Origin of the sequence: Collinsella sp. TF12-2AT (assembly GCF_003436735.1) — a bacterium.
Lineage (GTDB): Bacteria > Actinomycetota > Coriobacteriia > Coriobacteriales > Coriobacteriaceae > Collinsella.
Map to the genome: position 1 here is coordinate 205,783 of NZ_QSQK01000001.1, position 26,340 is coordinate 232,122.

The following is a 26,340-nucleotide window of genomic DNA, read 5'->3' on the forward strand; positions in this document are numbered from 1 at the left end:
CGACCGGGCCGCCAAGCGCATCGAACGCGTTCCGGAACCCGGCGCTTCGCTCGATCAATTTGGACATTTTGGCCATCGAACGGCACTACCGCCACGAAGCGCCTTCTCGCAAAATTGGATTATTTCCACCGATATTTGCGGGATGGGAGTCCAAGATGCTTGATCGCCGTTCGTTACTTGTTGCCGGAGCGTCCTCGCTAGCGAGCATTATGTTGCCTCGCATGCCGGGAAGCGAAAATGCCTTCCTGCTGCCGTTCGCGCCCACCGCGGCCTATGCCGACGAAGAAGGTCCCTTTAAGGTGCTCGTTCTCTCGCGCACCATGTTTGGTGTGGTCGTGGTCGACGTCGCCAACAAGAATGCGCCCATCGCAGGTGCCCAGGTCACGCTCACATCACGCTATGCCGCAGGCAAGCAGCTCACCGCCACGACCGACGACGAAGGCACGGCCATCTTTGAGGTCGCGCCGCTTTCGGAAGGCTACGTGGACGAGGCAACGCTCCTTGACGCGTACGACTTTAACGGCGGCATCTCCATTAGTATGGCGGGCTACCGTGATGTCGAGATTCCCCTTGCGCGCATTCAGGGCGGCACCGCCATAACCGCGCCCACGCGTCCGCTTTCCGACGGCGAGCCGTACTTCCGCCAGCTCACATTCGACGAATGGGACATCCAGTACGCTGAAGCCACGTTTATGGCATTGCCGAAAGACGACACGGCAAACGAGCAGCCCGATACGCACGCCTTTACCGTTCAGGCACATCTGCCACAGGGCGGACAGGCAACGCTGCGCATCAACAAAGTGACGTCTGCCGCGGGCAGCTCACCCGAAACCGTCACGCAGATCGGTCAGATCAAGGCCAGCGCATCGGGCGCGGATAATCTGGCGACGTTCACACTCGAAGACATGTTTCTCGACGCGGCATCGGGCCTTCTGGAAGAAGGGTGCAAGCTGCGCTTTGTCCTCGACTATCAGGGCAAAACCTACACGCTCTCCTCCCCCATGGCCGTTGTCACCGCGCCGACCGCAAAGGCGGAATCGGGCTCGACCACCATCATTCCCACCACCATGGACCAAGAGGTCACTCCGTTTGATTTCCCCGCATCGTTTCCCGGCATCGGTGGTAATAAGTTCACGTGTTGGATGCCCACATTTCCGATCCTCTTCGATTTCTCGTTTGCTGGATACGTGCTGTTTGGCGGAGGATACAAACCAGCCAGCTATATGAACGATTCGGGCAATCCTGATCCGGAATACTGGAAGAAATCGCCGCGTGAGTCGGGCGCCAAGCAGGCAAGCCGCTACCTCGACGAAATGGAAGGGAAGTGGAATCAGTACAAGAGCATGAGTGCCGGTTCGGGCACCGATCCAAGAAACACCAAGCTCCTTTGCCACCATTGCACGCTGCTGTTCACGATGGATATCGCCACACAGCTGTACGGCTCGCTCGCCTACGATTGGGCGGGCAAAACCTGGGGCAACAACAACGACCCCGCATACGGCAATATTAAGGCCCTCTTCCAGGTAAGAACCGACCTCAATTGGACTGAGCAGTTTACCCTAGGACCGGTACCGTTTTTCCTAAACGTCAACCCCTGGGTGCTGGCAAAACTGGCGCTCGCCGTGGGCGCCCACACGCACGGTAGCGGCGCGGCGTTTTTTAAAAACATTTCGCTCGATTGGTCAAACACGTCGGGCTCGTTCACCATCCAGATCGGGCTTGCCGTTACCTTTGGAGCCGGCGTTGCGGGCGTCGCCTCGTCTGCCGTGCGCGGCGCCGCATCCCTCACGCTGTTCATTGGGTACGAGAAGGCAGATGGACACCCGCTTCCGCGACTGCGCGTAGGTGCAGACGTCGATGTCGATGTGATACTCCAGTTCGTTATGTTCAAGTGGACCACCAAGGCTTGGTCGGGATCGTGGCCCACACTCGCCGATTCGTGGAATATGTCGGTGAACAACGGCGACCAGTATGTACTCCAGCGCTCTGAGCTGGCCTTGGGTGGAGATACGCCTTATACGCTGAACGCCTGCTTCGGCTCGGGCGGCAACGCCGAGGCAGGTGGTGTGCCGCAATTTATCGCATCGGCCACCATCGTCACTAACGCCGAGCTGCTCGCACGCGCCGAGGTTAAGGCCACTGCCGTAAACGCCGCGCCTGTCGTGCGCGATTGGGATCAAGCGGTCACGCGCATTGAGCTCGAGGCGAATGCAGAAAGCGACGACACGGGACAGATCGAGCATTTCGTCCATGCACTGATAGAGAACGACGAAAACGCCGCGCCAATGTATAAGTACACCTATATCGGGCAGGCGACGAACGCCGTTGCGGACCCCAACGCCAATTCTGCTGGTGTATCGGAGGACGAGCGTGGCGGTATCAAACCATCGAGCGACAGTGTGCTGTTTTCCGGCGTGCTCAGCGAAGCTCACATGAAGCTGGCAATGATTGCCGGCGCAGAATGCCTGTTCCGTATCGCCTCGGTGCGCTACGGCGACAATGGCCGCTCGCGCCTGGTGGTGCACACAAAGGCAAACGGCACGTGGTCCGCTCCCATGCCCGTGGACTTTCCCCTTGGGTTTGGCGAGAACGACGTGGAGCGCGACAGCATATACGATTACGACTTCGACGTGGTGGAATATACGGACGGTAGAGGAAACCGGGACGCCTACGTGCTGCTGGTCTCGGGCGAGCGCCCCGCCGGCGACAACACCCTTTTCGATACGGCAAGCACAGCCGGCATACTGTCCGTTGTACGCCTGCGCATAAGTAATGACGAAATCCGCGTGGTGTCGCATACGTCATGGCGCAGCATCTCGCACGGCCGCCTGCAAGAGGATGGCTACCATTGCCTGCAGTGCCCGCGTATCACGGTGGGCAAGACGCTGGTCGACGGGCGCCTGTCGGGTGCCTACCTCCACCGCCGCGGAACCACCGCAGAAAAGGCGCTCGGCAACGGGGCTGAGGTTGCGCTGGAGTGCTTTACCCTGTGGTCGGACGTTTCGGGCGACAGCCTGACGTTCCGCCAAGTTCTCCGCTTTCCGCAGGCACCTTCGAGTATCGAGCTGGGCGAGCCCGAAAACATCAACGGCAAAATGGTGGTGCCCGTTGCGTACGAGACCGCAGACGGTTGCGGCTGCGCATCGTACGCCGTGATCGGCCAGTCCATTGCGGGCTGGGGCGTTATGTCACCAGACGCCACGGTACCCCGTGCGGTGCCGTGGCCACAACATTCGGGCTTTTTGGCCACCGTCAACGAGCAACTGCAGCATATTACTTGGACGCGAGGCGCATCGGCATTTGCAACGCAGCCCGTGGGTGCCGCAGGCTGTGGCCCGGCATCGTTTAGCGTAAGCAACAACGGCAGGTGTGTACTCTATGTAGAGAACACCGACGGCAAGGTGGGACAAACCTACGACGAAGAAGGCAACCCGGTAGCAGTGATGGGCAAGCACTTCCGCATCTTCGCCAGCACCTTGGCAGGCGATCTGTTCACGGAGCCGTTCGTGATGCGCGAACTGGACCATCCCGTCGATCAGATAACGACATTTTTGACGTCGGGAGGCATGCTCTCCGCGCTCGCCACGCACATTGTGAGCGCGGAGCAGAGCAAGGCGGAGCTGCACGGCATCGAAGTGCCCTTGGTGGCGTGTGCCACTCCGACGGGCGCGGTCGCTACCTCGGGCGCGGTGGTGCCCGGAGCAGCAGGCGAGTCCTTCATGGTCACGGTGCGAAACGACGGCAACACTTTGCTGACCGCCGGCACGATCGATCTGTACCGAGAGGGCTCCAGCCAGCCGTTCTCCAGCGCATCCATCGGATTCGGAGCGAACGCACGCATGGCTTCGATCCACGATCCAGAGCTTGCCGAAGACGCTTCGGCCAACGACATGGCACACGTGAAGTACGCGCTCGAGACGCTGGGCGCATGTTTTGCAACGCACCCGCTGGTAGCCGACAACGGCAACGCCGTGCTGGCACCGGGTTGCACGGCACAGTTCCGCATGAGCTTCGCCATCCCCGAGAGCTGGAGCGACGAGGTGGGCAAACGCGTAACGCTATATGCGAAGGCGCGTAATCTGGTGGCGCTCGATCCCGTAACGCTCGAGGAAATTCGACCGGGCGCAAACTCGGTGCTGGGTGCCGTACTGCACGAGCTTCATGTGCCCGACGCGGCATGCGAGCGCTCAGAAGTTCAGGTCGGCGTATGCGACAGCGCGGATACGACAGGACTTCACGACGCCCCGATGACGATTGATGGCGATGGCGGCTCGAGTGGAGGTGGCTCCGGCGGAAGCAGCTCCGGTGGCGGCAGTGGCTCTGGCGGCGGCAAGGATCACGGCAATAACAAGCGCTCCGGAAAAGCGGGCGCGCTTGCGGGCACGGGCGATGTCAACGTCCCCCTTACAGCAGCCGCCGCAGCACTCGCCGCGGCAGGCGCCGGCCTCGTCGCCTACAGCGCCCGCCGCACGGCGGTCGAAACCGACACCGCCAATGAGGTCAATTTGGATAGGCCTCGCTAGCTCCTACTTACTTTTGTGAGAGACGCTGAATCGGCTCATCGAACATCAAAATGGGCTGGTTCTGGATACCCAGAGCCAGCCCATTGCACATTAAATGTCGTCTGAGGAGTCGAGTTCTGCCTCGAGCTTGGCACGGCGTCTTTTCGCCGTGAAAAACGTTGCGCACAGGACAGCAAACGTGGCCGCGAAAATCGTCGCACCGCAGAACACGCCCGTGGCCAGGTTCGCCAACCAAAAGACGCTTTCGAGCGGTACGATCTGCGCCTCAGCGACACAGCGCATTGCGGCAATAACAAGCGCGAACGCGGTGCCGCTAAGACCGCTGACAAGCAGGAAATATCCAACAGGTAGATGCTCGGTTTGCCCAAAACGATTGGTATCGACATAGCCCTTCCGCGTTTGCAGTCCTGCGCAAATCAACATCACGAGAATGAGCCACAAATACATGGCTGCCTCGAACGGCGTTGCAAAGCCATGCGGCATTTCACTGGCGTCGCTGTGAACCCACGCAACCTGTCGAGCTATAAACTGGTAGAAAAAGATCATCAACATGCCAAACGAAAGCAGCACGAAACCAATCTTGTAGATCTTCGCGTTCTCAGCCTCCAGGCGTTCATCCTTTGGGCCGGCATATTCACGCCACTTTTGCACGATTTTCAGATCTTCATATTTCATAGTGAACTCCTAAAGAGCATTAGGGTCGGCGTCGGTTTCGTCTTCCCAAAACAAGTCGTTCAACGTAACGCGCAGCGCCTTACAGATTGCCACGCACAAATTGAGCGTGGGGTTGTAGCCGCCCGCCTCGATAAGGCCGATGGTTTGGCGCGTAACGCCCACGGCTTGGGCTAAGTCAGCTTGCGAAAGGCCAGCCGCCGCGCGTGCCGCCTTCATGCGTAGGTTCTTTTTGCCCGGCATGGAGTTCCTTTCGTAGTAATGGACAGATATCCGTTGCAACATGACAGAAATATATTGCATCCTTCACAAGATGTCAACTATATCTGTCATTATGGAAACCATGTCCGCCATCGCCATGTGGACATAACAATTTCGATTCGCTATTCAATCTTACTCGGACAAAACCGAGTCGGAAGGACCCGAGTAAGTGGAACTTATCAGCATGGCCAACGCGCACGCCAATAACCGGATTTGCCGGAACCATGCGTGCCCCATCGTTTAATAGCTCCGTTATTGTTCGATGATCTTCTTGACGACCGCGGGAACGCCTGCCGCCACCACGTTGTCCGGAAGGTCTTCCGTCACGACGCTGCCCGCGGCAATTACGCAACCGCTGCCGATGGTAACCCCCTGCAACACGGATACGTTCGCGCCAAACCAGCAGTTATCGCCTACAACAATAGGCAGAGCCTTCTCGAGACCCAAGTTGCGGTCCTTTGCCTTTAGGGGGTGCGAAGCGGTGTAGAAGCCGCAAAACGGCCCGATAAACACGTTGCCACCAAAGGTGATAGAGCCGCCGTCCATAAAGTAGCAGCCATGGTTTACAAAGCAGCCCTCACCAAAGCTCGTCTTGCTCCCGTAGTCAAAGTAGGCAGGCGAAAGGACCGTCAGCCCTTGCGGAAGATCGGTATCGAGCAAGGATTTCAAAGCGTCAAGCTGCGCGTCGCTTCCGGGTTTTGCCATATTAAAGTCATAGCAGAGCGCCTCCGCCTTTGCGCGTTGCGCCAGGAGCTCCTCGTCAAAGTTGGCATCATGCCACTCCCCGCGCTCCATCTTCTCTTTCTCAGTCATTGCGCCCCCTCAAACAACATGCAGTCTTGATGCGGCAATTCTACCAGCCGATAAGCCACGGTTTTAACACGAGCACCACGCCGCGCAGGGAATGACCGCAGAAGCTAAAGGTCACCGACTCCGAACGCGCGTTCGATGGAATTCGTGTTAGTTGGAATCGTCCGAGGCCTGGGCTATGCTACCTTGACTATCTATATGACTACAACGCAGCAAAGGAGCATCGAGAGAGCGAGCATGGCAAAAAACACCGCAAACTATGGTAACGACAGTATTCGTCAGCTCAAGGACGAGGAGCGCGTACGCCTGCGCCCCGCCGTTATCTTTGGCTCGGACGGACTCGACGGCTGCGCGCATGCCGCCTTCGAGATCCTGTCCAACGCCGTTGACGAGGCGCGCCAGGGCTACGGCAAGCTCATCACCCTTACCGCCTTTCGCGATGGTTCCATTCAGGTAGAGGACAACGGCCGCGGCTGCCCGCTCGACTGGAACCCCTCCGAGAAGCGCTTTAACTGGGAGCTCGTCTTTTGCGAGCTCTACGCAGGTGGCAAATACAACAACAACCAGGGCGGCGACTACGACTTCTCGCTCGGTACCAACGGCCTGGGCTCGTGCGCGACCCAGTACGCATCCGAGTACATGGACGTCACGGTTTGGCGCGACGGCAACAAGTACTCCCTGCACTTTAAGAAAGGCAAGGTCGTTGGCGCCAAAAAGAAAGCGCTTGAGATCGAGCCCAGCGACGAGGACCGCACCGGCACCACCATCAAGTGGCGCCCCGATCTTGAGGTCTTTACCTCGATCAGCATTCCCCACGACTGGTATCGCGAGACCATGCGCCGCCAGGCCGTGGTCAACGCCAACGTGACCTTCCGCCTGCGCATTGAGGGCGACGATGGCGAGTTTTCCGAAGAGGATTTTTGCTATCCCAAGGGCATCGAGGACTACGTGCTCGAGAAGGTCGGTACCGACTACCTTACCGAGCCCTTCTTTATCGAGGCTGACCGTCGCGGTCGCGACCGCGAGGACCTGCCCGATTACAACGTCAAGATCACCGCGTGCATGTGCTTCTCGCGCACCTTCATGATGCAGGAGTACTACCACAACTCATCATGGCTCGAGAACGGCGGTTCGCCCGAAAAGGCCGCCCGTAGTGCTCTGACCAGCGCCATCGATGCCTACATCAAGCAACAGGGCAAGTACAACAAAAACGAGAGCGGCATTAAGTGGCAGGACGTCCAGGACTGTCTGGTGCTGGTGACCAACTGCTTCTCCACCCAGACGTCCTACGAAAACCAGACTAAGAAGGCCATCAATAACCGCTTTATCCAGCAGGCGATGACGGCATTCTTTAAGGAGCGCCTCTCGACCTATCTGATCGAGAACAAAGACGCCGCCAACAAGATCATGGAGCAGGTGCTCATCAACAAGCGCTCGCGCGAGAACGCCGAGAAGACGCGCCAGAGCATCAAGACCAATCTGCAACAGAAGACCGACATGGCCAACCGCGTGCAAAAGTTCATCGATTGCCGCTCCAAGGACAAGAGCCGCCGCGAGATCTACATCGTAGAGGGCGACTCGGCAGCAGGCGCCATTCGCACGTCGCGCGATGCCGAGTTCCAGGGTGTCATGCCCGTCCGCGGCAAGATCCTCAACTGCCTAAAGGAAGATTATCCGCGCATCTTTAAGTCCGACATCATCATGGACCTCATGCGCGTGCTGGGCTGCGGCGTAGAGATCAAGGACAAGCGCATCAAGAACCTCGGTGCCTTCGACCTGGACAACCTCAACTGGAACAAGGTCATCATCTGTACGGACGCCGACGTCGACGGTTATCACATCCGCACGCTTGTGCTCACCATGCTCTATCGCCTGGTGCCCACGCTTATCGACGAGGGCTACGTCTATATCGCCGAGTCGCCGCTCTACGAGATTAACTGCAAAGAGAAGACCTACTTTGCCTACACCGAGCTCGAGAAGAACGGGATCCTCAAGGAGATTGGCGACCAGAAGTGCTCCATCAACCGCTCCAAGGGTCTTGGTGAGAACGATCCGGACATGATGTGGCTCACCACCATGAACCCCGAGACGCGCCGCCTGATCAAGGTAGAACCCGAGGACGTCACCAAGATGGAGACCATGTTCAACCTGTTGCTGGGCAACGACGAGACGGGCCGCAAGCGTCACATCTCCGAGCACGGCAAGGAATACCTGGACCAGCTGGACCTGCAGTAGCAGCAAATCGATAACGACGGCCCATAAGAAGTTCAAGAGGAAATCGTGGCAAAGAAGAAGACGAAGAACCAGCCCAAGAAAAAGCAGGTCAACGCCGAGAACGTCATCGGCCTGCACTCCGAGGTCACCGATCAGCCGATCACGCAGACGCTCGAGGTCAACTACATGCCCTACGCTATGAGCGTCAACGTCTCGCGTGCGTTCCCCGAGATTGACGGCTTTAAGCCCTCGCACCGCAAGCTGCTCTACACCATGTACAAGATGGGTCTGCTCAAGGGCGAGCGCCAGAAGAGCGCCAACATCGTGGGCCAGACCATGAAGCTCAACCCGCACGGCGACGCCGCGATCTACGAGACGATGGTGCGCCTGGCCACCGGCAACGAGGCGTTGCTCGCCCCCTTCGTGGAGTCGAAGGGCAACTTTGGCAAGTACTATTCGGGCGACCTGAGCTACGCCGCCTCGCGCTATACCGAGGCAAAGCTCTCCCCCATTAGCGCCGAGATCTTCAAGGACATCGACAAGGACCCGGTCGACTTCGTCGACAGCTACGACGGCGCCATGAAGGAGCCGCGCCTGCTGCCCACCACGTTCCCCAACATCCTTGTCTCGGCCAATAAGGGCATCGGCGTCGCCATGGCGTCCGACATCTGCGGTTTCAACCTCAACGAGGTCTGCACCGCCACGATGCACTACCTGCAGGATCCCGACTGCGACCTGCTCGAGTACATGCCCATGCCCGACTTCTCGACCGGCGGCGAAATTATCTACCGCCGCGAGGAGATGGAAAAGATAATCGAGACCGGCCTTGGCAGCTTCCAGATCCGCTCCCGCTGGCGCTGGATTCCCGAAGAGCGCATCATCGAGGTCTACGAGATCCCCTACACCACCAAAACCGATGTCATCATCGAGCGCATCGTCAAGCTCTCCAAGGAGGGCAAGGTCAAAGAGATCGCCGACATCCGTGACGAGACCGACCTTTCGGGCCTGCGTATCGCCATCGATCTTAAGCGCGGCGTCGACCCCGACAAGCTCATGGCCAAGCTCTATCGCTCGACCACGCTGCAGGATTCGTTCTCGTGCAACTTCAATGTGCTGGCCGATGGTTACCCTCGCGTTATGGGTGTGCGCCAGATCCTGCACGAGTGGGTCAAGTGGCGTATTGAGTCCACGCGTCGCCGCATTAACTTTGACCTGGGCAAAAAGTCCGAGCGTCTGCACCTGCTGCACGGCCTCGAGGCAATTCTGCTCGACATCGACAAGGCGATCGCCATCATCCGCGGCACCAAGCTCGAGGCCGAGGTCGTGCCCAACCTTATGAAGGGTTTCGACATCGACGAGACCCAGGCCGAGTTTGTTGCCGAGCTCAAGCTCCGCAACATCAACGAGGAGTACATCCTCAACCGCACCAAGGACATTGCCAAGCTTGAGGGCGAGATTGCCGAGCTTGAGGAGATCCTCTCCAGCGAGGAGAACATCAAGAAAGTCATCAGCGACGAGCTGGCAGCGGTCAACAAGAAGTACGTGATGCCGCGCCGCACGGGCAGGATCGAGCCCCATGAGGTTATCGAGGTGAGCCTGGAGCCCGAGGTCGAGGAGTACCCGGTCACCATCATGCTCTCGCGCGATGGCTATCTTAAGAAGATGACGGACCGCGTGCTCAAGAAGGCGACCACGCTCAAGTACAAGGACGGCGACAAACCCTTTATCGAGTTCCCGTCCTCCAACACCCACGAGCTGCTGGTCTTTACCAATAAGAGCCAGGTGTACAAGTGCAAGGTTGCGGCGTTTGAGGACACCAAGTCGGCCCAGCTGGGCTCGTACCTGCCGACCGATCTTGAGATGGAACCCGACGAGAGCGTCATCTGGGTCATCGACCCCGAGGATTACAAGGCCGATGTGCTGTTCGTCTTTGAGAACGGCCGCGTGGTGCGCGTCGCACTTTCCGGATACGTCACCAAGACCAACCGCAAGCGCCTCAAGAACGCCATCTACGGCGGCAGCAAGCTGCTGTATGCGCAGGTGCTCAAGGAAGACCGCGACCTCGCGCTGGTCTCGAGCGACTACCGCCTGATGAACTTCAACACGTCGCTGCTCAAGACCAAGACGACCACCAACACGCAGGGCGTCCAGGCTTTCACGGCCAAGAAAGGCCGCTCGGTCACCACCGTCGGCACGACCGAGGAGATTCTTGGCGCCGGTGTCTCGGCCGAGAAGTTCACCGCACAGAGCCTCCCCTCTGCCGGTGCGCTCATGAAGGAAAACGACATGCCGAGCTTGTTTGACTAAAACAACGGCGACCAAACCGTCATGGTTTAACTAAGCAGCGGGGCCCGGAGCGCAGCAACATCGCACTCCGGGCCCCATGCATTACAGCAGCATCATCCCTATAGACAAAATGCCGCATAAAGTGGAACAGACATCAGCCCATCATTCATTCCGAAGGGCTTAGTCGATAGCCTGATTCGGCGCACGCCCGGATGGGTCTTTTTAAGTGAGGACAGGCTTCGAGATCTTGTGTTCTCTCCCGCCTTGACTTCAATCGCAGACAAGCATCCCTGCTTCTCTACTACAAAGTCGATTTCCGCACGATTATCTCGCGCCCAATAATACAGCGGATAGCCCATGGCTGAAAGCTGTTGGGCGACGTAGTTTTCGGTAAGTGCACCCATGAATGTGCCGCCGATGCCGGCAAGAATATCGGCGCGTTGAGCACCGGCCTTGGAGACGAGCAGCCCTGTATCCGCCTGATAGATTTTAAAAGCAGAAGGGTTAACGAAGGCCTCTAAAGGGCTTTCGATCTGCCCGACTAGGCTGCAGCGCGCCACCGTACCCGACAATACAAGCCAGTCGAGAGCATCTCCAAAGAGAGACGCATTGCCCCCCGCTCGCACTACCTTGTATTGAAATTTACGATTCTCTTTGGCAAGCTGCTGTGGAATGGAATCGAAGCACGCACGCGTCTTTGCGCTCAAGCGCTCATCAGCATATTTATTAGTGTCGGCGGAGTATCCGTCGAGAATAATCCGATGCTTTTCGGCCACATCAATGATTGACTGATCATCGATGTACGTTTGGACCGCCTCGGGCATTCCGCCAACAACAAGATACTGCCGATAGAGCCCAAGCGCCTTTTCATGAAGGCTTGGCGCAAGAGGACCCATAAACTCGAATGATGAGCGTATCTCGTCGACCAGCTGATCGTGCCCCATCGCCCAGAGAAACTCCTCGAAATCGAGTGGAGCCATCTCAATCAAGTCGGTCTTTCCGACGGGGAACGAATACGACTGATGGTTAATGGCAACCCCAAGAAGCGACCCAGCAGCCGCAACGTAATACTCGGGAGCATCTTCGCAAAAGTATTTAAGGGAAGTGAGCGCTTCCTCGCATACCTGGATCTCATCAATGAACAGTAAGGTTTTGCCAGGCACGATACGCTGTCCCGTACGAGCCTCGATCGCGCGTACAATCGAATGAGGGTCAAGACCGCCCGAAAAATCCGCTCGCGCCGACCGGTCGTTCTCAAGATTAACGTAGACAACCGATTCGAAAAGATCCTGGGCGTACGTTCTGAGCAAATAGGTCTTGCCACACTGGCGCACGCCTTTGACCAGCAAAGGTTTTCTATCGGCTCTGTCTCGCCATTCCCTAAGGAGCTCGTCTGCCTTGCGACGCATGCGCAACCTTCCCTCATGAACTTCTGTTTGACAATATTTTAACGCGGATTAATTTGTTTTCAGTTATTTTTCTGCGTTTAAAAATTGTTCTATACAGCACTTGAGGGAATGCGCCCCTATTCATATACTCGCGCTACATTCGATTGCACGAGACGCCAGCGAAGGGGCCCAATGCAGAACGATAAAAACGTCATTGCACAGCTCACCCCGGAGCAGAACACGCTCTTCAACGCCATGTTCGGTATGCAGAGCTAGCCAAAATGGATGCAAGCGGTGGCTGACGGAATTGTCCGCGGGAGCATCAACGCATGGCAATCAGCACTCCTCTTGGTAAGGGCAGCAAGCATTTCCACCAACACCGATTGCCATGCGATCTTCTTGTTCATAGCTGCGCCGCCTGCCTGAAATGACCCGCAGTCAAGATGAACTGCAGGAATCATGGCGAGTCGTAACCGCTTGCAAGCCTCCTTCGGAATAGGCGCTGAGCAGCTCCTGAGCGTGGGCAAACTCGGGCCCTCGCCTCCAACCGAGCAGGCGGTTGACCGCGAGATTTCCCTGGACGTTGTGGACGAAGAGCAGATAGGCCTCCTCGCGCGAAAGCCCAGTCTCCTCCATGATCGAGGGAACCATCTGCTCGGCGCCGCGCTCGACGACGCGCTGTGCCACCCGGGCGTACGCGTCGTCATCCGAGTAGAGCAGATAATAGTCATCGTTTGCCGGCGGACGCTGGCAGAGGGCACCCGCCTCCGTTCCCTCGAGCGGCGGCACCGCCGCCAAGGCCTCGTCGATAAGCGCGTCGAGCAGGGCGAACTTGTCCTCGTAGTGCAGATAGAACGTGCCACGGTTGATATCGGCGCGGCGGCAGATATCCGCTACCGTCATCTTCGCGAAGCCGACCTCGGCCAGCAGCGCGAAGAACGCCTCCCGTATGACCGAGAGTGTATAGCGTCGGCGACGATCGATCTTCCCCGCTTCCATTACCCCTCCAATTGCAACGCTCGACAATGCCCGGCAAACGCTCGTTTATCGACAGCAGGCCGAAGCTGTTCATTGCTCTTAAGCAAATCGACATGGATACTTTTTATAGACACCTGTTTATAATAGCTGAAAGAAGGTATCCAGTGACCCTGTACGAGCAGCTCGTTATCGAGCTCACCAACCGATCGTTTTCCCTTCATGCCGCCTACCGCAGCGGCAGCACGCCCTATGAGCTGAGTGACCGCGAGCCCGAGCCCTACGACCAGCAAATCGAGGACTTCGCCCGTATGATCGAAGAAGCCGATTGCGTGCTGGTGGGCGGGGCCTCCGGGCTCTCCGCGGCGGGCGGCGGCGACTTCTACTACGAGGACAACGCGACCTATCGCAAGCATTTCGGCAAATTCGCCGAGCGCTACGGTTTCAAGGGCGCTTTCGAGGGGTCGTTCTACCGCTGGCCCACCGCCGAGGCGCGCTGGGGATACCTCGCCACCTTCCTCGACACCACGCTCAACGCCCCGCTGCGCAAGCCCTACAGGGACCTCGACGCCATTCTCGCCGAGAAGGATTTCTTCGTGCTCACCACCAACCAGGACACGCAGTTTGTGAAGCTCTATCCCTGGGAGAAAGTGGCAGAGATCCAAGGCGACCACCGCTTCTTTCAGTGCTCCCGCTGTTGCACCGACGCGGTGTGGGATGCGGTCGAGCCGGTCTCCAACATGGTAGAGGCCATGGGAGACGGCCTTGAGGTTCCGACAGAGCTCGTGCCGCGCTGCCCGCACTGCGGGGCAGAGGCGTTCCCCTGGGTTCGCGGCTACGGCAACTTCCTGCAGGGCGAACTCTACGAGGAGCAGTACCGCAAGGTGTCCGAATGGCTCGACGCGCACGCACGGCAGAGGATCCTCTTCCTCGAGCTGGGTGTGGGCCGCATGACGCCCGCGTTTATCCAGGAGCCGTTCTGGGCCCTCACGGCGCAGTTACCGCAGGCCAGCTACATCGCCGTAAACAACAAGACGCAGTTTCTCCCCCGCGCGATCGAGGATCGGGGGCTCGCCGTTCGCGCCGACATCGCCGACGTGCTTGCCGACGTGCTTGCCGACGTGCGCAAGACGCTGGGGAGGTAGCGCATGGAGACGGCGAAAGCAGTTCGCATAGGCAGGGCGCTAGCCGAAGCGGATCTTGTCATCATCGGCGCTAGCAACGGACTCGACATGGCGGAGGGGCTCAACCTTTTCTGCGCCGATGCTCATTTCCAAGAGGCGTACGGGGACCTCGCCCAGGCAGACGGCATCGGCTGCATACTGCAGGGGCTCGCTTCCCCGGATGCCAGCGTGCGACGCCGATGGGCCGAGCGGTTCCATCAAAAGGAGTATCTCGAATATGAGCCCGGCTCGCTCATGAACGGGCTGCGGCGTCTTACGGAGCACGCCGACACCTTCGTGGTCACATGCAACATCGACGGGCACTTCGCGCGCGCCGGGTTCGACGAGAACCGCGTGCTCGAGACGGAGGGGGGCATACGCACGTCGATCGACGAGCGGCGTCTCGCCCATCCAGACGCCCTCGCCACGGCCCAGCTCGAGGAGCTCGAGCGCCTTGTGCAAGCCCATCGCAACGGCAGGGTCGCCATCCTCGAACTTGGCGTGGGACTGCGCAACGGCATCATAAAGCACATGCTCGCCCAGATCGCGAACGTCTGCGAGCACGCCACCTACATCGTGTTCAACTACAGCCAGGCCATGGCGCCCGACGCCTCGTGCGAGACGATTCTCGTTGACGGCGATATGACCCCGGCTTTCGAGGAGATTGCCCAATGCCGTCTCTAGAGAGGGAAGCGTATAGGCTTCGAAGCCTTATCGACGATGCCGACGCCATCATCGTCGGCATCGGCTCGGGCATGTCAAGCGCCGCCGGGTTCAACCATTACAACCGCGCAGGCATGGCGCGCGCCGGAATGACGGACTGGCAGCAAGCCTTTGGCTTCAAGAGCCTTTTCGACGGCTTCTACCACCTCTACCCCAGCCTCGAGCAGCAGTGGGCATACTATGCGCGATACATCGACTTCATGCTGCGCGAGCTGGCCTCGCAGCCCTATCTCGACCTACGGTCCCTCATCGGCCATAAGGACTACTTCATCCTGAGCACCAATGTGGACACCCAGGCCGAGAAGACGTTTCCCGACGAGAGAACCTGTAACTATCAGGGAAGCTTCGCGCACCTTCAGTGCAAGCAGCCATGCTGCGACGAGCTCTTCGACGCGAGCCCCTACGTCGAACGCATGCTCGCGGGCATGGCGGGGTTCGAGGTCCTCAGCGAGGATATCCCCCGATGCCCGCATTGCGGCTGGCAGCTTGTGCCGTGGGTGCGCGACGACACGTTTCTGCAGGGTGCGGCCTGGCGCGAGAGCCTCGGACGATACGAGCGCTTTGTGTGCGAGCACAGCGATCACCGCGTGCTGTTGTTGGAGCTCGGCGTGGGCGAGATGACCCCCGGCATCATCACGCTCCCGTTCTGGAGCATGACCGCGAAGCTACCGGATGCGCATCTGTTAAGCGTAAACATCTCGGGCGACTCGGCGCCGCTGCAGCTTGGAAGCAAGGCAGGGGCGATCCAAGCCGATTTGGGCGCCCTGCTCTCGGCGGCGCGGGCAGGTGGCGAGTAACGCGGAGCGGTAGACGCGCAATGAGGTTTTAGCCGCAGCCTCCGAACGAGAGGGCTCGGAGGCTGGTATTCCTGAATCGCAGGTCACGATGGGTTATCGGAATCGCGAAGAGCGGATACCGCCAGTAAGCCCCCTTCGGAATAGGCGTTGAGCAGCTCCTGGGCATGGGCGAACTCGGGGCCTCGTCTCCAGCCGAGCAGGCGGTTGACGGCCAGATTGCCCTGGACGTTGTGGACGAAGAGCAGGAAGGCGTCTTCGCGTGAAAGCCCTGTTTTCACCATGACCCAGGGAACCATCTGCTCCGCTCCGCGTTCTATGACGCGCTGGGCTACGCGAGCGTATGCGTCGCTGTCCGAATAAAGCAGGCGATAATCGTCGTCTGCCGGCGGACGCTGGCAAAGCGTTGCCGATTCAACCCCCTCAAGCGGGGGAGCCGCTGCCAATGCCTCGTCGATAAGCGCATCGAGCAGCGCGTACTTATCCTCGTAATGCAGATAGAACGTTCCCCGGTTGATCTCGGCGCGGCGGCAGATGTCCGCCACCGTCATCTTCGCGAAGCCGACCTCGGCCAGCAGCGCGAAGAACGCCTCCCGTATGACCGAGAGGGTGTAGCGCCGCCGGCGGTCGATCTTGGTTTCTCCCATCGCCTCTCCAATCTGAGTCGTTTGACAATGTCCAGTAGCTGTTCGTTTATCGACAGGTGCACGCGTTTGTTCATTGCCCCTGCGAAAATCAACAAGGATACTGTTTATAGACATCTGTTTTTTATAGCTGAAAGGGAGCACGGATGACCCTGTGCGAGAAGCTCGGCATCGGGCTTGTCAGCCGATCGTTTTCCCATCGGGCCGTCTATCGAAACGGCGGCACGTCATACGATTTGAGCGATTGCGAGCCTGCTGCTTGCAAGCAAGATATCGAGGCTTTTGCCCGCAAGGTGGGGGAGGCTGATTGCGTGTTTACGGGAGAGGCGGGTAGGCAGGCGTTATGAGCATCTGCATCAAAAATCAGATTCAGAATATGAATATCGTCATCGGCTGCACGGTGGGGTGTCCATATTGCTATGCCCGTAACAATGTGAAACGTTGGCATATGATTGACGACTTCGCTGATCCTGCGTTCTTCCCGAGCAAGCTCAAGATGATGGAAAAGAAACGCCCGCAGAACTTTCTCCTTACCGGCATGAGCGATCTCTCCGGGTGGAAGCTGGAATGGCGAGACGAGGTATTTGCAAAGATCCATGAGAATCCACAGCATCAGTTCCTGTTCCTGACCAAGAGACCCGATTTGCTGGATTTAGATACCGACCTGGAAAACGCATGGTTCGGCGTTACGGTGACGAGGAAAGCGGAGCTGTGGCGTATCGACGCCCTTCGGAAAAACGTCAAAGCAAATCACTTCTTCGTTACTTTTGAGCCGCTATTCGACGATCCCGGTACGGTCGACCTTTCCGGAATCAACTGGATCGTCGTCGGTACCATGACCGGGACGCAGAGCAGGAAGGTTCATACGGAACCGGAGTGGGCATGGTCTTTGACGGACCAGGCGCACGCGCTTGGCATTCCAATGTTTATGAAGGAAGACCTCGTCTCTGTCATAGGGGACGAAAACATGATTCAGGAATTGCCGGAAGAATTCGAAAGAGTGCTGGAGGTGCAGAGAACATGGCGGAAGTGATCGATGGAATCCTCATCAATGAGGTGGAAGCAAAGAACATCATGACCAAGTCCAGCCTGCCGGTAGGCGGCTACTCGGTCAATCCCTATGTAGGCTGCACGCATGCCTGCAAGTATTGCTATGCCTCCTTTATGAAGCGCTTTACCGGACACAAGGAGGGATGGGGCACCTTTCTTGATGTGAAGCATTGGCCGGAAATCAAGAATCCGAAGAAATACGCTGGACAGCGGGTGGTTATCGGTTCTGTGACGGATGGCTACAATCCACAGGAGGAGCGATTCGGGAATACCAGGAAACTCCTGGAGCAGCTGATTAGCAGCGATGCAGATATTCTGATCTGCACAAAGTCCGATCTTGTGGTACGGGATATCGATCTGCTGAAGAGGCTTGGACGAGTGACCGTTTCATGGTCGATCAACACGCTGGATGAGAACTTCAAGAACGATATGGACTCCGCGTCGAGCATCGAGCGTCGTATCGCTGCTATGAAGCAGGTGTATGACGAAGGTATCCGTACGGTCTGCTTCGTGTCCCCGGTATTTCCCGGCATCACGGATTTTGAGATGATTTTTGAGCGAGTAAAGGATCGGTGCGATTTGTTTTGGCTCGAAAATCTCAATCTTCGGGGTGGTTTCAAAAAAGCGATCCTGGATTATATCGCCGAGAAACATCCCAATCTCGTACCGCTTTACGATGAGATCTATAACAAGCGCAACCGTAGCTATTTTGAAGCGCTTGAAGTAAAAGCCGAGGAAATGGCCAAGAAGTACGATTGCCCCTTTGTGGACAACGAAATGCCTTATGGCAGAGTCCCCCAGGGGCATCCGGTGATCGTGGACTACTTCTATCACGAGGAAGTCCGAAGGTCAGATAATAGCGGAAAAAGAAATCGTTAAACGGAAACCGACGACGATTCGCTCGAGCGATTAGCGTCCACGCGTGGCTTCTGCCGATTGGCGCAACGGGCGACGGATTAAGGGATCGCTCGGGCGGATGATCCCGCTGCAGTACAGGCGGTCGCTCAATTTAGCGGCATGAGCGTTTTCGCACGGAAAACCAGTATCCCCTGTGCCGAGTTTAATCGTAGCGAATACAATGGGCACTGAGCATCAATCGAAAGTAGTCAAGAGCCTTTTCGACGGCTTCTACCACCTCTACCCCAGCCTCGAGCAGCAATGGGCATACTATGCGCGATATATCGATTTCATGCTGCGCGAGCCGACCTCGCAGCCCTATCTCGACCTACGGTCCCTCATCGGCCATAAGGACTACTTCATCCTGAGCACCAATGTAGACACCCAAGTCGAGAAGACGCTTCCCACCGAGAGGATCTGCAACTATCAGGGAAGCTTCGCGCACCTTCAATGCAAGCAGCCATGCTGCGACGAGCTCTTCGACGCGAGCCCCTACGTCGAACGCATGCTCGCGGGCATGGCGGGGTTCGAGGTCCTCAGCGAGGATATCCCCCGATGCCCGCATTGCGGCTGGCAGCTTGTGCCGTGGGTGCGCGACGACACGTTTCTGCAGGGTGCGGCCTGGCGCGAGAGCCTCGGACGATACGAGCGCTTCGTGCGCGAGCGCAGCGATTGCCGCGTGCTGTTGCTGGAGCTCGGCGTGGGCGAGATGACCCCGGGCATCATCACGCTCCCGTTCTGGAGCATGACCGCAAAGCTGCCGGATGCGCACCTGCTGAGCGTAAACATCTCGGGCGGCTCGGCTCCGCTGCAGCTTGGAAGCAAGGCAGGAGCGATCCAGGCCGATTTGGGCGCCCTGCTCTCGGTGGCACAGCAAGGCGACGAGTAGTGCGACGAGGTTTATGCTTCCTTGTTAGTTGCTTTGAGATATTCCTCGTCGTTCACAGGCTCCAACCACTCGTTGGAGATCTCCTCGCCTGGAACCTCCAGCGCCAGATGGGAGAACCAGCTGTCGGGCGCGGCTCCGTGCCAGTGCTTCACCCCTGGGGCAATGTTGACCACGTCGCCAGGGTGCAGTTTCTGCGCCGGCTTACCCCATTCCTGGTAAAACCCTCGACCAGCCACGCAGATGAGAATCTGTCCGCCGCCGTTTTTGGCGTGGTGCACGTGCCAGTTGTTGCGGCAGCCGGGCTCGAACGTCACGTTGTAGACGCCAACCTGCTCGGTTGATAGAGGCGCGAGGTAGCTTTGCCCGATAAAGTACTTCGCGAATGCGTCGTTGGGGGCACCGATGGGAAAGGCCATCTCGTTTTGGTGCTCGGCTTTTGCATCAGCGGCATCGTCATCCGCCCAGACCTCCTTTGCCATGCGGAAGGCCGCCCATGCCTTGGGCCACCCCGCGTAAAACGCGGCGTGGGTAAGGATTTCCGCTATCTCCGCCCTGGTTACACCGTTATTCTTTGCGGACATCAGATGGTATTGGAACGAGGAATCCGTCAGTCCCTGCGCCATCAGCGCCACCACCGTCACCACGCTGCGGTCTCGAAGGGAAAGCTCGCCCTCTCGGCTCCACACCTCGCCAAACAGCACATCATCATTGAGCTGTGCGAATTTGGGGGCAAAGTCCCCTAGGGCATCTCTGCCTGCCGTCTGTCTAATTGCCATGATCGATCTCCCCCTGTCGATGGTTTAGGTGCAAATCTGTTTCCGCATTACGGAACACCCTTTGCAATCCCTGTTCTAATGACGAGAATGAAGGTAATACCTAAACCTGACTTTAGGTCAAGGAATGAATTCGAGATTGATTCGGAGGAGCCATGTACACAATCGGACAGGTGTCGGAGATGTTCGGCTTGCCCGCCTCAACGCTGCGCTATTACGACAAGCAGGGATTGTTCCCGGCATTGGAGCGGACGTCCGGCATTCGGCAATTCGGCGATACGGAACTCGAGGCGCTTCGGGTCATCGAATGCCTCAAGAAAGCGGGAATGGAGATCAAGGACATTCGGCTGTTCATGGAATGGTGCGCGGAGGGTCCATCGACATACCCCAAACGCAAGGCCATGTTCGAGGAGCGGAAGGCCCACATGGAGCTAGAGATCGCGAACATGAACCGCGCGCTGGACATGCTGAAGTACAAATGCTGGTACTACGAGCAGCTGAATCAGAGCAACAACGAGGCTGAGCTGAAGGCACTGATTCCCGACGGCTTGCCAGAAGACATCAAAGAGGCCTACGAAAACGCTCACGCTCGATAGTGCCAAAAACGTCCCTTCTGAAACTCAACCATTGTTTAAGATGTCACAACTTAGGCAACAAGACTGGTTGCCCCGGTACGCAACGGGAGGGTCGACGCGGCTGGCATCGACCCTCCCATTTCCCAAACGGCATAAAGCTACTTGCTCACAACCGAGATGCGCTGGGCGACGTGGTTACCGGACTCGATCTCATCGACCATGGCAATCGCATAGTCAGCGTACGAGAGCGTTGACTCGCCGCGGCTGTTGAGCGTGAACTCCTCGCCCGCCAAGATATACTCACCGGTGCGCTCGCCGTCGGCCCGGAAGTCAGCAGCAGGGGAAATGAAGGTCCACTTGAGGCCGTCCGTTTCGCGAAGGTGAGCAAGGACTTTGCCGGCCGCGGCGGACAGCGGCTTCCAGTCATCGGGGAAGTTCGGGCCCATATCGACGGTGACCGTATGCTCAGGGTTGACGAACAGCGAGCCCGCGCCACCCACGATGAGCAGGCGCACATCGGTGCCAACCAGCACATCAGCCAAGTGGATGCCCGCGTCGGTGATACCGGGGATGGTTTCGGGCGTCCAGCCACCCACGGCGTCCACCACGGCATCGAATCCTTCGAGGTCTTCCGTCGTGAGCTCGAGTGCGTCCTTGATGACGGAGTTCTGAGCGGCGGTCCTATTCTCGCCGCGTACGATGGCGGTCACGTCGAATCCGCGACGCACGGCCTCCTCAACGATGAGGCTGCCGGCCCTGCCGTTCGCTGCTACAACTGCGATTTTCTTGGTCATCATACTTTCCTTTCGACCTGCGGCACTCGCCGCCGCTTTCCTTGCAGCTCATACGATACGCGTCAAAGGTATATAATGGAAAGTAGGCACATAAAAGTGCTGTAAGCACCAAAAGGAAACTAATGTAAATGACGTGCATGATTGCAGACGGAGGTTTCACGAATATGACAACACCGACTTTGGAGAACCTGCCTGCCTGCCCAGTGGAGACAACGCTTTTGCTCATCGGCAACAAGTGGCAGGTGCTCATCCTGCGCGAACTCTCGCTCAAAGGCACAATGCGCTTTAAGGAGCTGCAACGCTCGATCGGCAAGATTTCGCAGAAAGTTCTGACCAGCAACCTACGAACCATGGAGGAAACGGGGCTCGTTCATCGTGAAGCGTTCGCAGAGGTGCCCCCACGGGTGGAGTACTCGCTCACCGACCTGGGACAGACACTCAGACCCGTTCTTGACGCAATGAGAGCTTGGGGCGAGAACTACAAGGAGCAGCTCCGCGGCGGCGGGCTTCGATAAGTAGCTCCTACTGGTTACACGCCTACAGAAACCCCTCCGTCCTATCGCCATCACGGGAAACCCTCCTCCTTGATCGCACCGGTTTCGCAAAAAGGTACGCAGTTAAAATAAGTACGCACTCGCTTTTGCATGCACCATTAAGTGAAATGTGTCATCGATGACCCCTCCATCAAGAACGGCTTCTATGGCGCGCCGACTGCCGTCGGCGCGTTCTGCCAAAAGGATTTCGCCTTCAGCGTCCCCGACAATTACATTTGCCGCGCTTTCCTTGCATTGGGATACCGCGAGGGGCCATACCCGCAGGCGAAGCCCCGTAGAGAGGGGCGCGTAAAAATCGTCGGAGGATAGCTGGCTGCCTGTGAATCGCCAGTTTAAGAAGTTTACTCGCGATTGCGAACGCAGGCGGCGTTGTCCCTGGCGCGGGCGACGTGGGGGCAACGGGGCTCGTGAACGTCGGGAACGCGGATGACGCCGAGAAACCCTACTTCTCGCCCTCCAAAAGACCCACGATGCGGTCGATGTCGACGGCGGAGTGGGGCCCGCATCGCGGAAGGCCCCTACAGGTGGGCGATACTCTACGCCTTGCGGCACCCCGTCGCCCACGGAGGTTAAACGTATACGTAAGCGTACTCTAAAAGCCGCGGCGTTGTCGTGCTTCGTCAGCTTCGGGGACAAAAGCTGGGGCAACTTCAATAACATTTTCAAATTCAGGGCATCTTCCATGCGTTCAGAAATGGACACAAGGGCCTTCGAGTGTCATTCAAATTCCCTTTCCCGCATCGTTCAATAAAGTGGACGGACAAAACACCGAAAGGAGAATTTCCAAATGAACGCAGACAAGATCTACGCAGAGTCCCTCATTAACGAGTACACTCTGAAGAACACGTCGAAGGCTGCCTCCCTCAAGAAGCTCGATGCTATGGCGAAGCGCCCCGCCATTGTGACCGCATTCAGTCTGGGCATTGTGGGCTCGCTCGTCTTGGGAACGGGTATGTGCCTCGCCATGGGCGTGCTCGCCTCGGGCACCGCGGCGATGGCGGGAGGCATCGTCATCGGGCTGCTGGGGATCGCGATGGTCTCCGTCAACTACCCGCTGTACAAGCGCAACTTGGCGAAGGGCAAGGAGAAGTACGCGTTCGAGATCCTCGAGCTCGCACGCGACATCGCGGAAGGCAACTAGGACGCACGGGGAGGGCCAGGATTGGACAGGTCTCAAAGCAAGTACTTCAGAACGGCGCAGCGGATGGACGAGGCGCTCGTCGGTCTCCTCGTCGAGAAGGACTTCGAGTTCGTGACCATCAAGGAGATCTGCGAACGCGCGGAGGTGAGCCGCTCGACGTTCTACCTGCACTACCGCACGACGGGCGACCTGCTCGACGAGTGCAAGGAGGGCGCCGTGCGAGACTTCCTCTCGTCCTTCGACGGAGTCAGGCCTGATTTCGCAGCCGAGATCGGCACGAGCCCCCGCGGCAGCCTCATCACCATGGCGCCTGAGTTCGTGGTCCCCTACCTCTCCTTCGTCAAAGAAAACCTCCCCGTCTTCCGGGCGTATGTCGAACGTCCTCATACGATGAGGACCGACTTGGTATTCCAGCGCCTCTACGAAGACGTAATAAGCCCTGTCCTGGCAAGGTTCGGGGTGCCAGAAAGAGAAAGACGCTATCGGGCGGTCTTCTACCTCACGGGGATCAACGCCATAGTGCAGGAATGGGTGAGAAACGGCTGCGAGGATGATGTGGGGTGCGTGGCGCGCCTGATCTCGGAGTGCGTCCTTCCGAAAGTCGATGAGGGCATCGCGCCAAGCAACGGCGAATAGGAGGGCCAGCACCCCGCACCGACTGGGTTTTCCTCGTGGTGTTGCTCCTGGGAACCTTCACCATTTCGCTGATGGCCTCGCCCTGCTGTGCTGCCGAAACAGCACCAAGCGGTACTAGGAAGCAACTAAAAGTGCAGGTCAAAGCCCTATCGGCTTACTCCCACTCGATGACTAGGGCCCTGGTGTAATTGGCTGGATCACCGTTCCGGGAACCGGTATCGACCTACCTGTCCGCCAAGCTCCTTCTTCAGCTCCAGCTTAGTATCTGACTCACACCGTTATAAGCAAAACCGAAGAGATGCGTCTTGGCCAAGAAATAAGGTTAGCCTTATCTTACTGCATGATTCGTGTGTTATAGTTAGATTGCTCTAACTGTTTGGGGGGCGATAGCCATGCACGAACGCAAGGGCTTCTGGGACAAGAATGCCGGTCGGTACGACCGTTTCATGCGAAAGGACCGGGCGGCGTATGAGAAGATGTATGAGCTGATCAGGCCGGTGGTGAAAGCAAAAACCGTACTGGAGGTTGCCACCGGCACGGGGCTTATCGCAAAGAGCATCGTGGATGCGGCGGTGCACATCGAGGCTACGGACGCTTCTGCACAGATGATCCTTGAAGCAAAGCGGGACAATCAATCCGCAAAGCTGCACTTTTCCGTACAAGATATGTTCCGCCTGCCCTATGCACAGAAGTCCTTCGAAGTGGTGATCGCGTCCAACGCGCTTCACATAGTGCCGCATCCGGAAAAGGCACTGCAAGAAATCAGGCGGGTACTGAAGGACGACGGCGTGCTCATCGCGCCAACCTTCACCCACGCGGGGAACTCGGTTTCCGGCAAGGCAAAAGCCTTTTTCATGAGTATGGCGGGATTCCCCCTCCACAGCAGGTGGACAAGCGAGGAATACCTGCGTTTCCTGCGTCAAAACGGCTGGGCGGTGCAGAAAAGCGCGGTGCTGAAGGCCTCGTTCCCATTGACCTATGCGGAATGCACGAAATCGGAGGGGCCAGATGTCGTTCTTTGAAAACACCCGCAAGCCCGTGGGCCTCGGCGGAAAACTTATGGTTGCCATGATGAATCTGGGCCACAGCCCTGTGGCGCGGTGGGGACTTCGATTTCTACGACTTGCGCCAAATGCCAAGGTGCTGGATTGCGGCTGCGGCGGCGGGGCGAACATAAAACGGCTGCTGAAAAAATGCCCGCATGGCGTCGTCAAGGGCGTCGACTATTCGCCCGTCAGCGTGGAGAAGACTAGAAAGCTCAACCGAATTGCAATTCAGGAGGGGCGTTGCGCCGTTCTGCAAGGCAGTGTGGCGGATATGGTGTTTGAGGATAGCTACTTCGATGCCGCCACGGCCTTTGAGACCGTCTATTTTTGGCCTGATTTGCCCCGATGCTTCCGTGAGGTCTGGCGGACGCTGAAGCCAGGCGGGACAATTCTTATCTGCAACGAGAGCAATGGCGATACGGACAAGGACGAGAGGTGGACGCAGATCATCGGCGGCATGACCATCTACAAGGACATTGAATTAAAGGCATGTCTGGAGCAGGCGGGTTTTCACGAGGTGCAGATACACAAAAAGAAAAAGTGGCTCTGCGTCACGGCGCGGAAGTAGGGGTATCAAGCACGGGCATTTTTGCATCCATCCTGCACATGGCGATAGGCATGACGGTCATAGCGGCTATGCTGGCGGCAATTATGACAGTTTTTATTCACTGAGGAAGAAACCTATGAAATGTAAAATTGAGAAAAACACCGTGCAGGAGACGCTGATCCTCCCGCTGTATTCCCGGAAGCTGTGTACGGAGTTGTACCCGAACCTTTACAGGGATGAAACAGCGGTTCGTCTGCTCGACCAGATCGACTACGACTTTTCAGAGGCAGAGAAAAACTCCCGCAACCTGATGCAGCGCTTTGGTGCGCTGGAGGTGGCCACACGGCAGAGTGATCTTGCTTTCGAGGTGCGGGATTACCTGAAAGGCCACCCCAATGCGGCGGTGGTCAATCTGGGCTGCGGGCTGGACAACACCGGCAGAACCTGCGACAACGGTAGATGCAAGATCTACAATCTGGACTTCCCGGATGTGATTGCCTTGCGGCAGCAGCTACTGCCCGCCGGGGATCGAGAACAAAATATCCCCTGCGACCTGAAAGACACCGCATGGTTTAGCAAAATCGATGCCTCCCGCGGGGCGGTGTTCTTTGCCTCCGGGGTGTTCTATTACTTTCTGACCCAGCAGGTCCGGGAACTGGTGCGGGGGATGGCGGACGCTTTCCCCGGCAGTGTGCTGGTCTTTGATGCTGCCAATCGGACGGCGGTAAAGATGATCGCAAAAACATGGCTTAAGACTGCAAAAATCAAGGATGTGGGGGCATATTTTGCGGTTTCGGATGCCGCCAAGGAAATCGGCACGTGGGACAGCCGTCTGCAGGTCACAAGTCGCGGCTATATGCTGGGCTACAACGATTTGAGAGACTCTTCTGTCAGCTGCTTTTTCCGGTTTCTCGCAAGGGTCGGTGACAACGGGATGAAAATGCAAATCGTGAAAATAAGATTTTGAGAGGCGAAAACGAAGCGC

25 protein-coding genes are annotated in these 26,340 nt (G+C 57.8%); 17 read left to right on the plus strand and 8 right to left on the minus strand.

The features are described 5' to 3' along the window. Window positions 1–155: 155 nt before the first annotated feature. Entirely contained in the window at window positions 156–4,523 is a 4,368-nt protein-coding gene (locus DXD24_RS00855; protein WP_117645857.1) for a carboxypeptidase-like regulatory domain-containing protein, read from the plus strand. A 90-nt stretch (window positions 4,524–4,613) separates the two neighbouring features. Here the strand turns inward: DXD24_RS00855 and DXD24_RS00860 are convergent, their stop codons facing one another. From DXD24_RS00860 to DXD24_RS00870, 3 genes are all read right to left on the minus strand, one after another. Then, a complete protein-coding gene (locus DXD24_RS00860; protein ID WP_117645859.1) occupies window positions 4,614–5,198 on the minus strand; it encodes a hypothetical protein in 585 nt (194 codons plus the stop codon). A gap of 9 nt (window positions 5,199–5,207) precedes the next feature. After that, a complete protein-coding gene (locus tag DXD24_RS00865; protein WP_055252407.1) occupies window positions 5,208–5,438 on the minus strand; it encodes a helix-turn-helix transcriptional regulator in 231 nt (76 codons plus the stop codon). A gap of 270 nt (window positions 5,439–5,708) precedes the next feature. Beyond that, window positions 5,709–6,269, minus strand: a complete 561-nt coding sequence (locus DXD24_RS00870) for a sugar O-acetyltransferase (protein WP_055252408.1) — start codon at window positions 6,267–6,269, stop codon at window positions 5,709–5,711. A gap of 234 nt (window positions 6,270–6,503) precedes the next feature. Here DXD24_RS00870 and DXD24_RS00875 point away from each other — a divergent pair, with 234 nt between their 5' ends. Together DXD24_RS00875 and DXD24_RS00880 are read left to right on the plus strand one after the other, a co-directional pair. Next, window positions 6,504–8,501 (plus strand): type IIA DNA topoisomerase subunit B, encoded by a 1,998-nt coding sequence (locus DXD24_RS00875; protein WP_055252409.1) that lies wholly within the window; start codon window positions 6,504–6,506, stop codon window positions 8,499–8,501. 45 nt (window positions 8,502–8,546) lie between these two features. Continuing rightward, the gene (locus tag DXD24_RS00880; protein WP_117645861.1) at window positions 8,547–10,787 is read left to right on the plus strand and encodes a DNA gyrase subunit A; all 2,241 of its coding nucleotides are present in this window, start codon (window positions 8,547–8,549) and stop codon (window positions 10,785–10,787) included. 98 nt (window positions 10,788–10,885) lie between these two features. Here DXD24_RS00880 and DXD24_RS00885 read toward each other — a convergent pair whose 3' ends face one another. Beyond that, window positions 10,886–12,175: an ATP-binding protein gene (locus DXD24_RS00885; protein ID WP_117645863.1), complete on the minus strand. Its 1,290-nt coding sequence runs from the start codon at window positions 12,173–12,175 to the stop codon at window positions 10,886–10,888. Window positions 12,176–12,592: 417 nt separating this feature from the next. Continuing rightward, window positions 12,593–13,153 (minus strand): TetR/AcrR family transcriptional regulator, encoded by a 561-nt coding sequence (locus DXD24_RS00890; protein WP_117645865.1) that lies wholly within the window; start codon window positions 13,151–13,153, stop codon window positions 12,593–12,595. A gap of 143 nt (window positions 13,154–13,296) precedes the next feature. Between DXD24_RS00890 and DXD24_RS00895 the strand changes: the two genes are divergently transcribed. From DXD24_RS00895 to DXD24_RS00905, 3 genes are read left to right on the plus strand one after another with little or no spacing between them, the layout of a single operon-like run. After that, window positions 13,297–14,274: a Sir2 silent information regulator family NAD-dependent deacetylase gene (locus tag DXD24_RS00895; protein WP_199407956.1), complete on the plus strand. Its 978-nt coding sequence runs from the start codon at window positions 13,297–13,299 to the stop codon at window positions 14,272–14,274. A 3-nt stretch (window positions 14,275–14,277) separates the two neighbouring features. Further along, a complete protein-coding gene (locus tag DXD24_RS00900; RefSeq protein ID WP_117645867.1) occupies window positions 14,278–14,976 on the plus strand; it encodes a hypothetical protein in 699 nt (232 codons plus the stop codon). Then, window positions 14,964–15,812, plus strand: a complete 849-nt coding sequence (locus DXD24_RS00905) for an NAD-dependent protein deacetylase, SIR2 family (RefSeq protein WP_117645869.1) — start codon at window positions 14,964–14,966, stop codon at window positions 15,810–15,812. The genes DXD24_RS00900 and DXD24_RS00905 overlap by 13 nt, the downstream gene beginning before the upstream one ends. An 83-nt stretch (window positions 15,813–15,895) precedes the next feature. Here the strand turns inward: DXD24_RS00905 and DXD24_RS00910 are convergent, their stop codons facing one another. After that, entirely contained in the window at window positions 15,896–16,456 is a 561-nt protein-coding gene (locus DXD24_RS00910; protein ID WP_158550111.1) for a TetR/AcrR family transcriptional regulator, read from the minus strand. A gap of 143 nt (window positions 16,457–16,599) precedes the next feature. Between DXD24_RS00910 and DXD24_RS00915 the strand changes: the two genes are divergently transcribed. The 4 genes from DXD24_RS00915 (at window position 16,600) to DXD24_RS00930 (ending at window position 19,289) form a co-directional block, all read left to right on the plus strand. Continuing rightward, window positions 16,600–16,800 (plus strand): hypothetical protein, encoded by a 201-nt coding sequence (locus DXD24_RS00915; protein ID WP_089572807.1) that lies wholly within the window; start codon window positions 16,600–16,602, stop codon window positions 16,798–16,800. Then, the gene (locus DXD24_RS00920; RefSeq protein WP_117645873.1) at window positions 16,797–17,486 is read left to right on the plus strand and encodes a radical SAM mobile pair protein A; all 690 of its coding nucleotides are present in this window, start codon (window positions 16,797–16,799) and stop codon (window positions 17,484–17,486) included. Before DXD24_RS00915 ends, DXD24_RS00920 begins: the two co-directional genes overlap by 4 nt. Further along, a complete protein-coding gene (locus tag DXD24_RS00925; RefSeq protein WP_117645875.1) occupies window positions 17,474–18,382 on the plus strand; it encodes a radical SAM mobile pair protein B in 909 nt (302 codons plus the stop codon). Before DXD24_RS00920 ends, DXD24_RS00925 begins: the two co-directional genes overlap by 13 nt. Window positions 18,383–18,581: 199 nt before the next feature. Then, window positions 18,582–19,289 (plus strand): NAD-dependent protein deacetylase, SIR2 family, encoded by a 708-nt coding sequence (locus DXD24_RS00930; RefSeq protein ID WP_117645877.1) that lies wholly within the window; start codon window positions 18,582–18,584, stop codon window positions 19,287–19,289. A gap of 11 nt (window positions 19,290–19,300) precedes the next feature. Here DXD24_RS00930 and DXD24_RS00935 read toward each other — a convergent pair whose 3' ends face one another. After that, window positions 19,301–20,065: a carboxymuconolactone decarboxylase family protein gene (locus DXD24_RS00935; RefSeq protein ID WP_117645879.1), complete on the minus strand. Its 765-nt coding sequence runs from the start codon at window positions 20,063–20,065 to the stop codon at window positions 19,301–19,303. Window positions 20,066–20,217: 152 nt separating this feature from the next. Here DXD24_RS00935 and DXD24_RS00940 point away from each other — a divergent pair, with 152 nt between their 5' ends. Beyond that, window positions 20,218–20,658 (plus strand): MerR family transcriptional regulator, encoded by a 441-nt coding sequence (locus DXD24_RS00940; protein ID WP_117645881.1) that lies wholly within the window; start codon window positions 20,218–20,220, stop codon window positions 20,656–20,658. Window positions 20,659–20,795: 137 nt separating this feature from the next. Here the strand turns inward: DXD24_RS00940 and DXD24_RS00945 are convergent, their stop codons facing one another. Continuing rightward, window positions 20,796–21,431, minus strand: coding sequence for an NAD(P)-dependent oxidoreductase (locus DXD24_RS00945; protein WP_199407957.1), 636 nt, complete (start codon window positions 21,429–21,431; stop codon window positions 20,796–20,798). A 137-nt stretch (window positions 21,432–21,568) separates the two neighbouring features. On the opposite strand from DXD24_RS00945, the gene DXD24_RS00950 reads away from it, so the two are divergent. The 6 genes from DXD24_RS00950 (at window position 21,569) to DXD24_RS00975 (ending at window position 26,322) form a co-directional block, all read left to right on the plus strand. After that, entirely contained in the window at window positions 21,569–21,946 is a 378-nt protein-coding gene (locus DXD24_RS00950) for a winged helix-turn-helix transcriptional regulator (RefSeq protein WP_370446224.1), read from the plus strand. An 826-nt stretch (window positions 21,947–22,772) separates the two neighbouring features. Then, window positions 22,773–23,126 (plus strand): dihydropteridine reductase, encoded by a 354-nt coding sequence (locus DXD24_RS00955; RefSeq protein ID WP_117645885.1) that lies wholly within the window; start codon window positions 22,773–22,775, stop codon window positions 23,124–23,126. A gap of 63 nt (window positions 23,127–23,189) precedes the next feature. Then, a complete protein-coding gene (locus tag DXD24_RS00960) occupies window positions 23,190–23,762 on the plus strand; it encodes a TetR/AcrR family transcriptional regulator (protein ID WP_147326341.1) in 573 nt (190 codons plus the stop codon). A gap of 392 nt (window positions 23,763–24,154) precedes the next feature. Then, window positions 24,155–24,784 (plus strand): class I SAM-dependent methyltransferase, encoded by a 630-nt coding sequence (locus DXD24_RS00965; RefSeq protein WP_117563603.1) that lies wholly within the window; start codon window positions 24,155–24,157, stop codon window positions 24,782–24,784. Continuing rightward, window positions 24,771–25,376 carry a class I SAM-dependent methyltransferase gene (locus DXD24_RS00970; RefSeq protein WP_055251058.1) on the plus strand — a complete coding sequence of 202 codons (606 nt, stop codon included), beginning with the start codon at window positions 24,771–24,773 and terminating at the stop codon, window positions 25,374–25,376. Before DXD24_RS00965 ends, DXD24_RS00970 begins: the two co-directional genes overlap by 14 nt. Before the next feature lie 115 nt (window positions 25,377–25,491). After that, window positions 25,492–26,322, plus strand: a complete 831-nt coding sequence (locus tag DXD24_RS00975) for a class I SAM-dependent methyltransferase (RefSeq protein WP_117645889.1) — start codon at window positions 25,492–25,494, stop codon at window positions 26,320–26,322. Window positions 26,323–26,340: the final 18 nt, after the last annotated feature.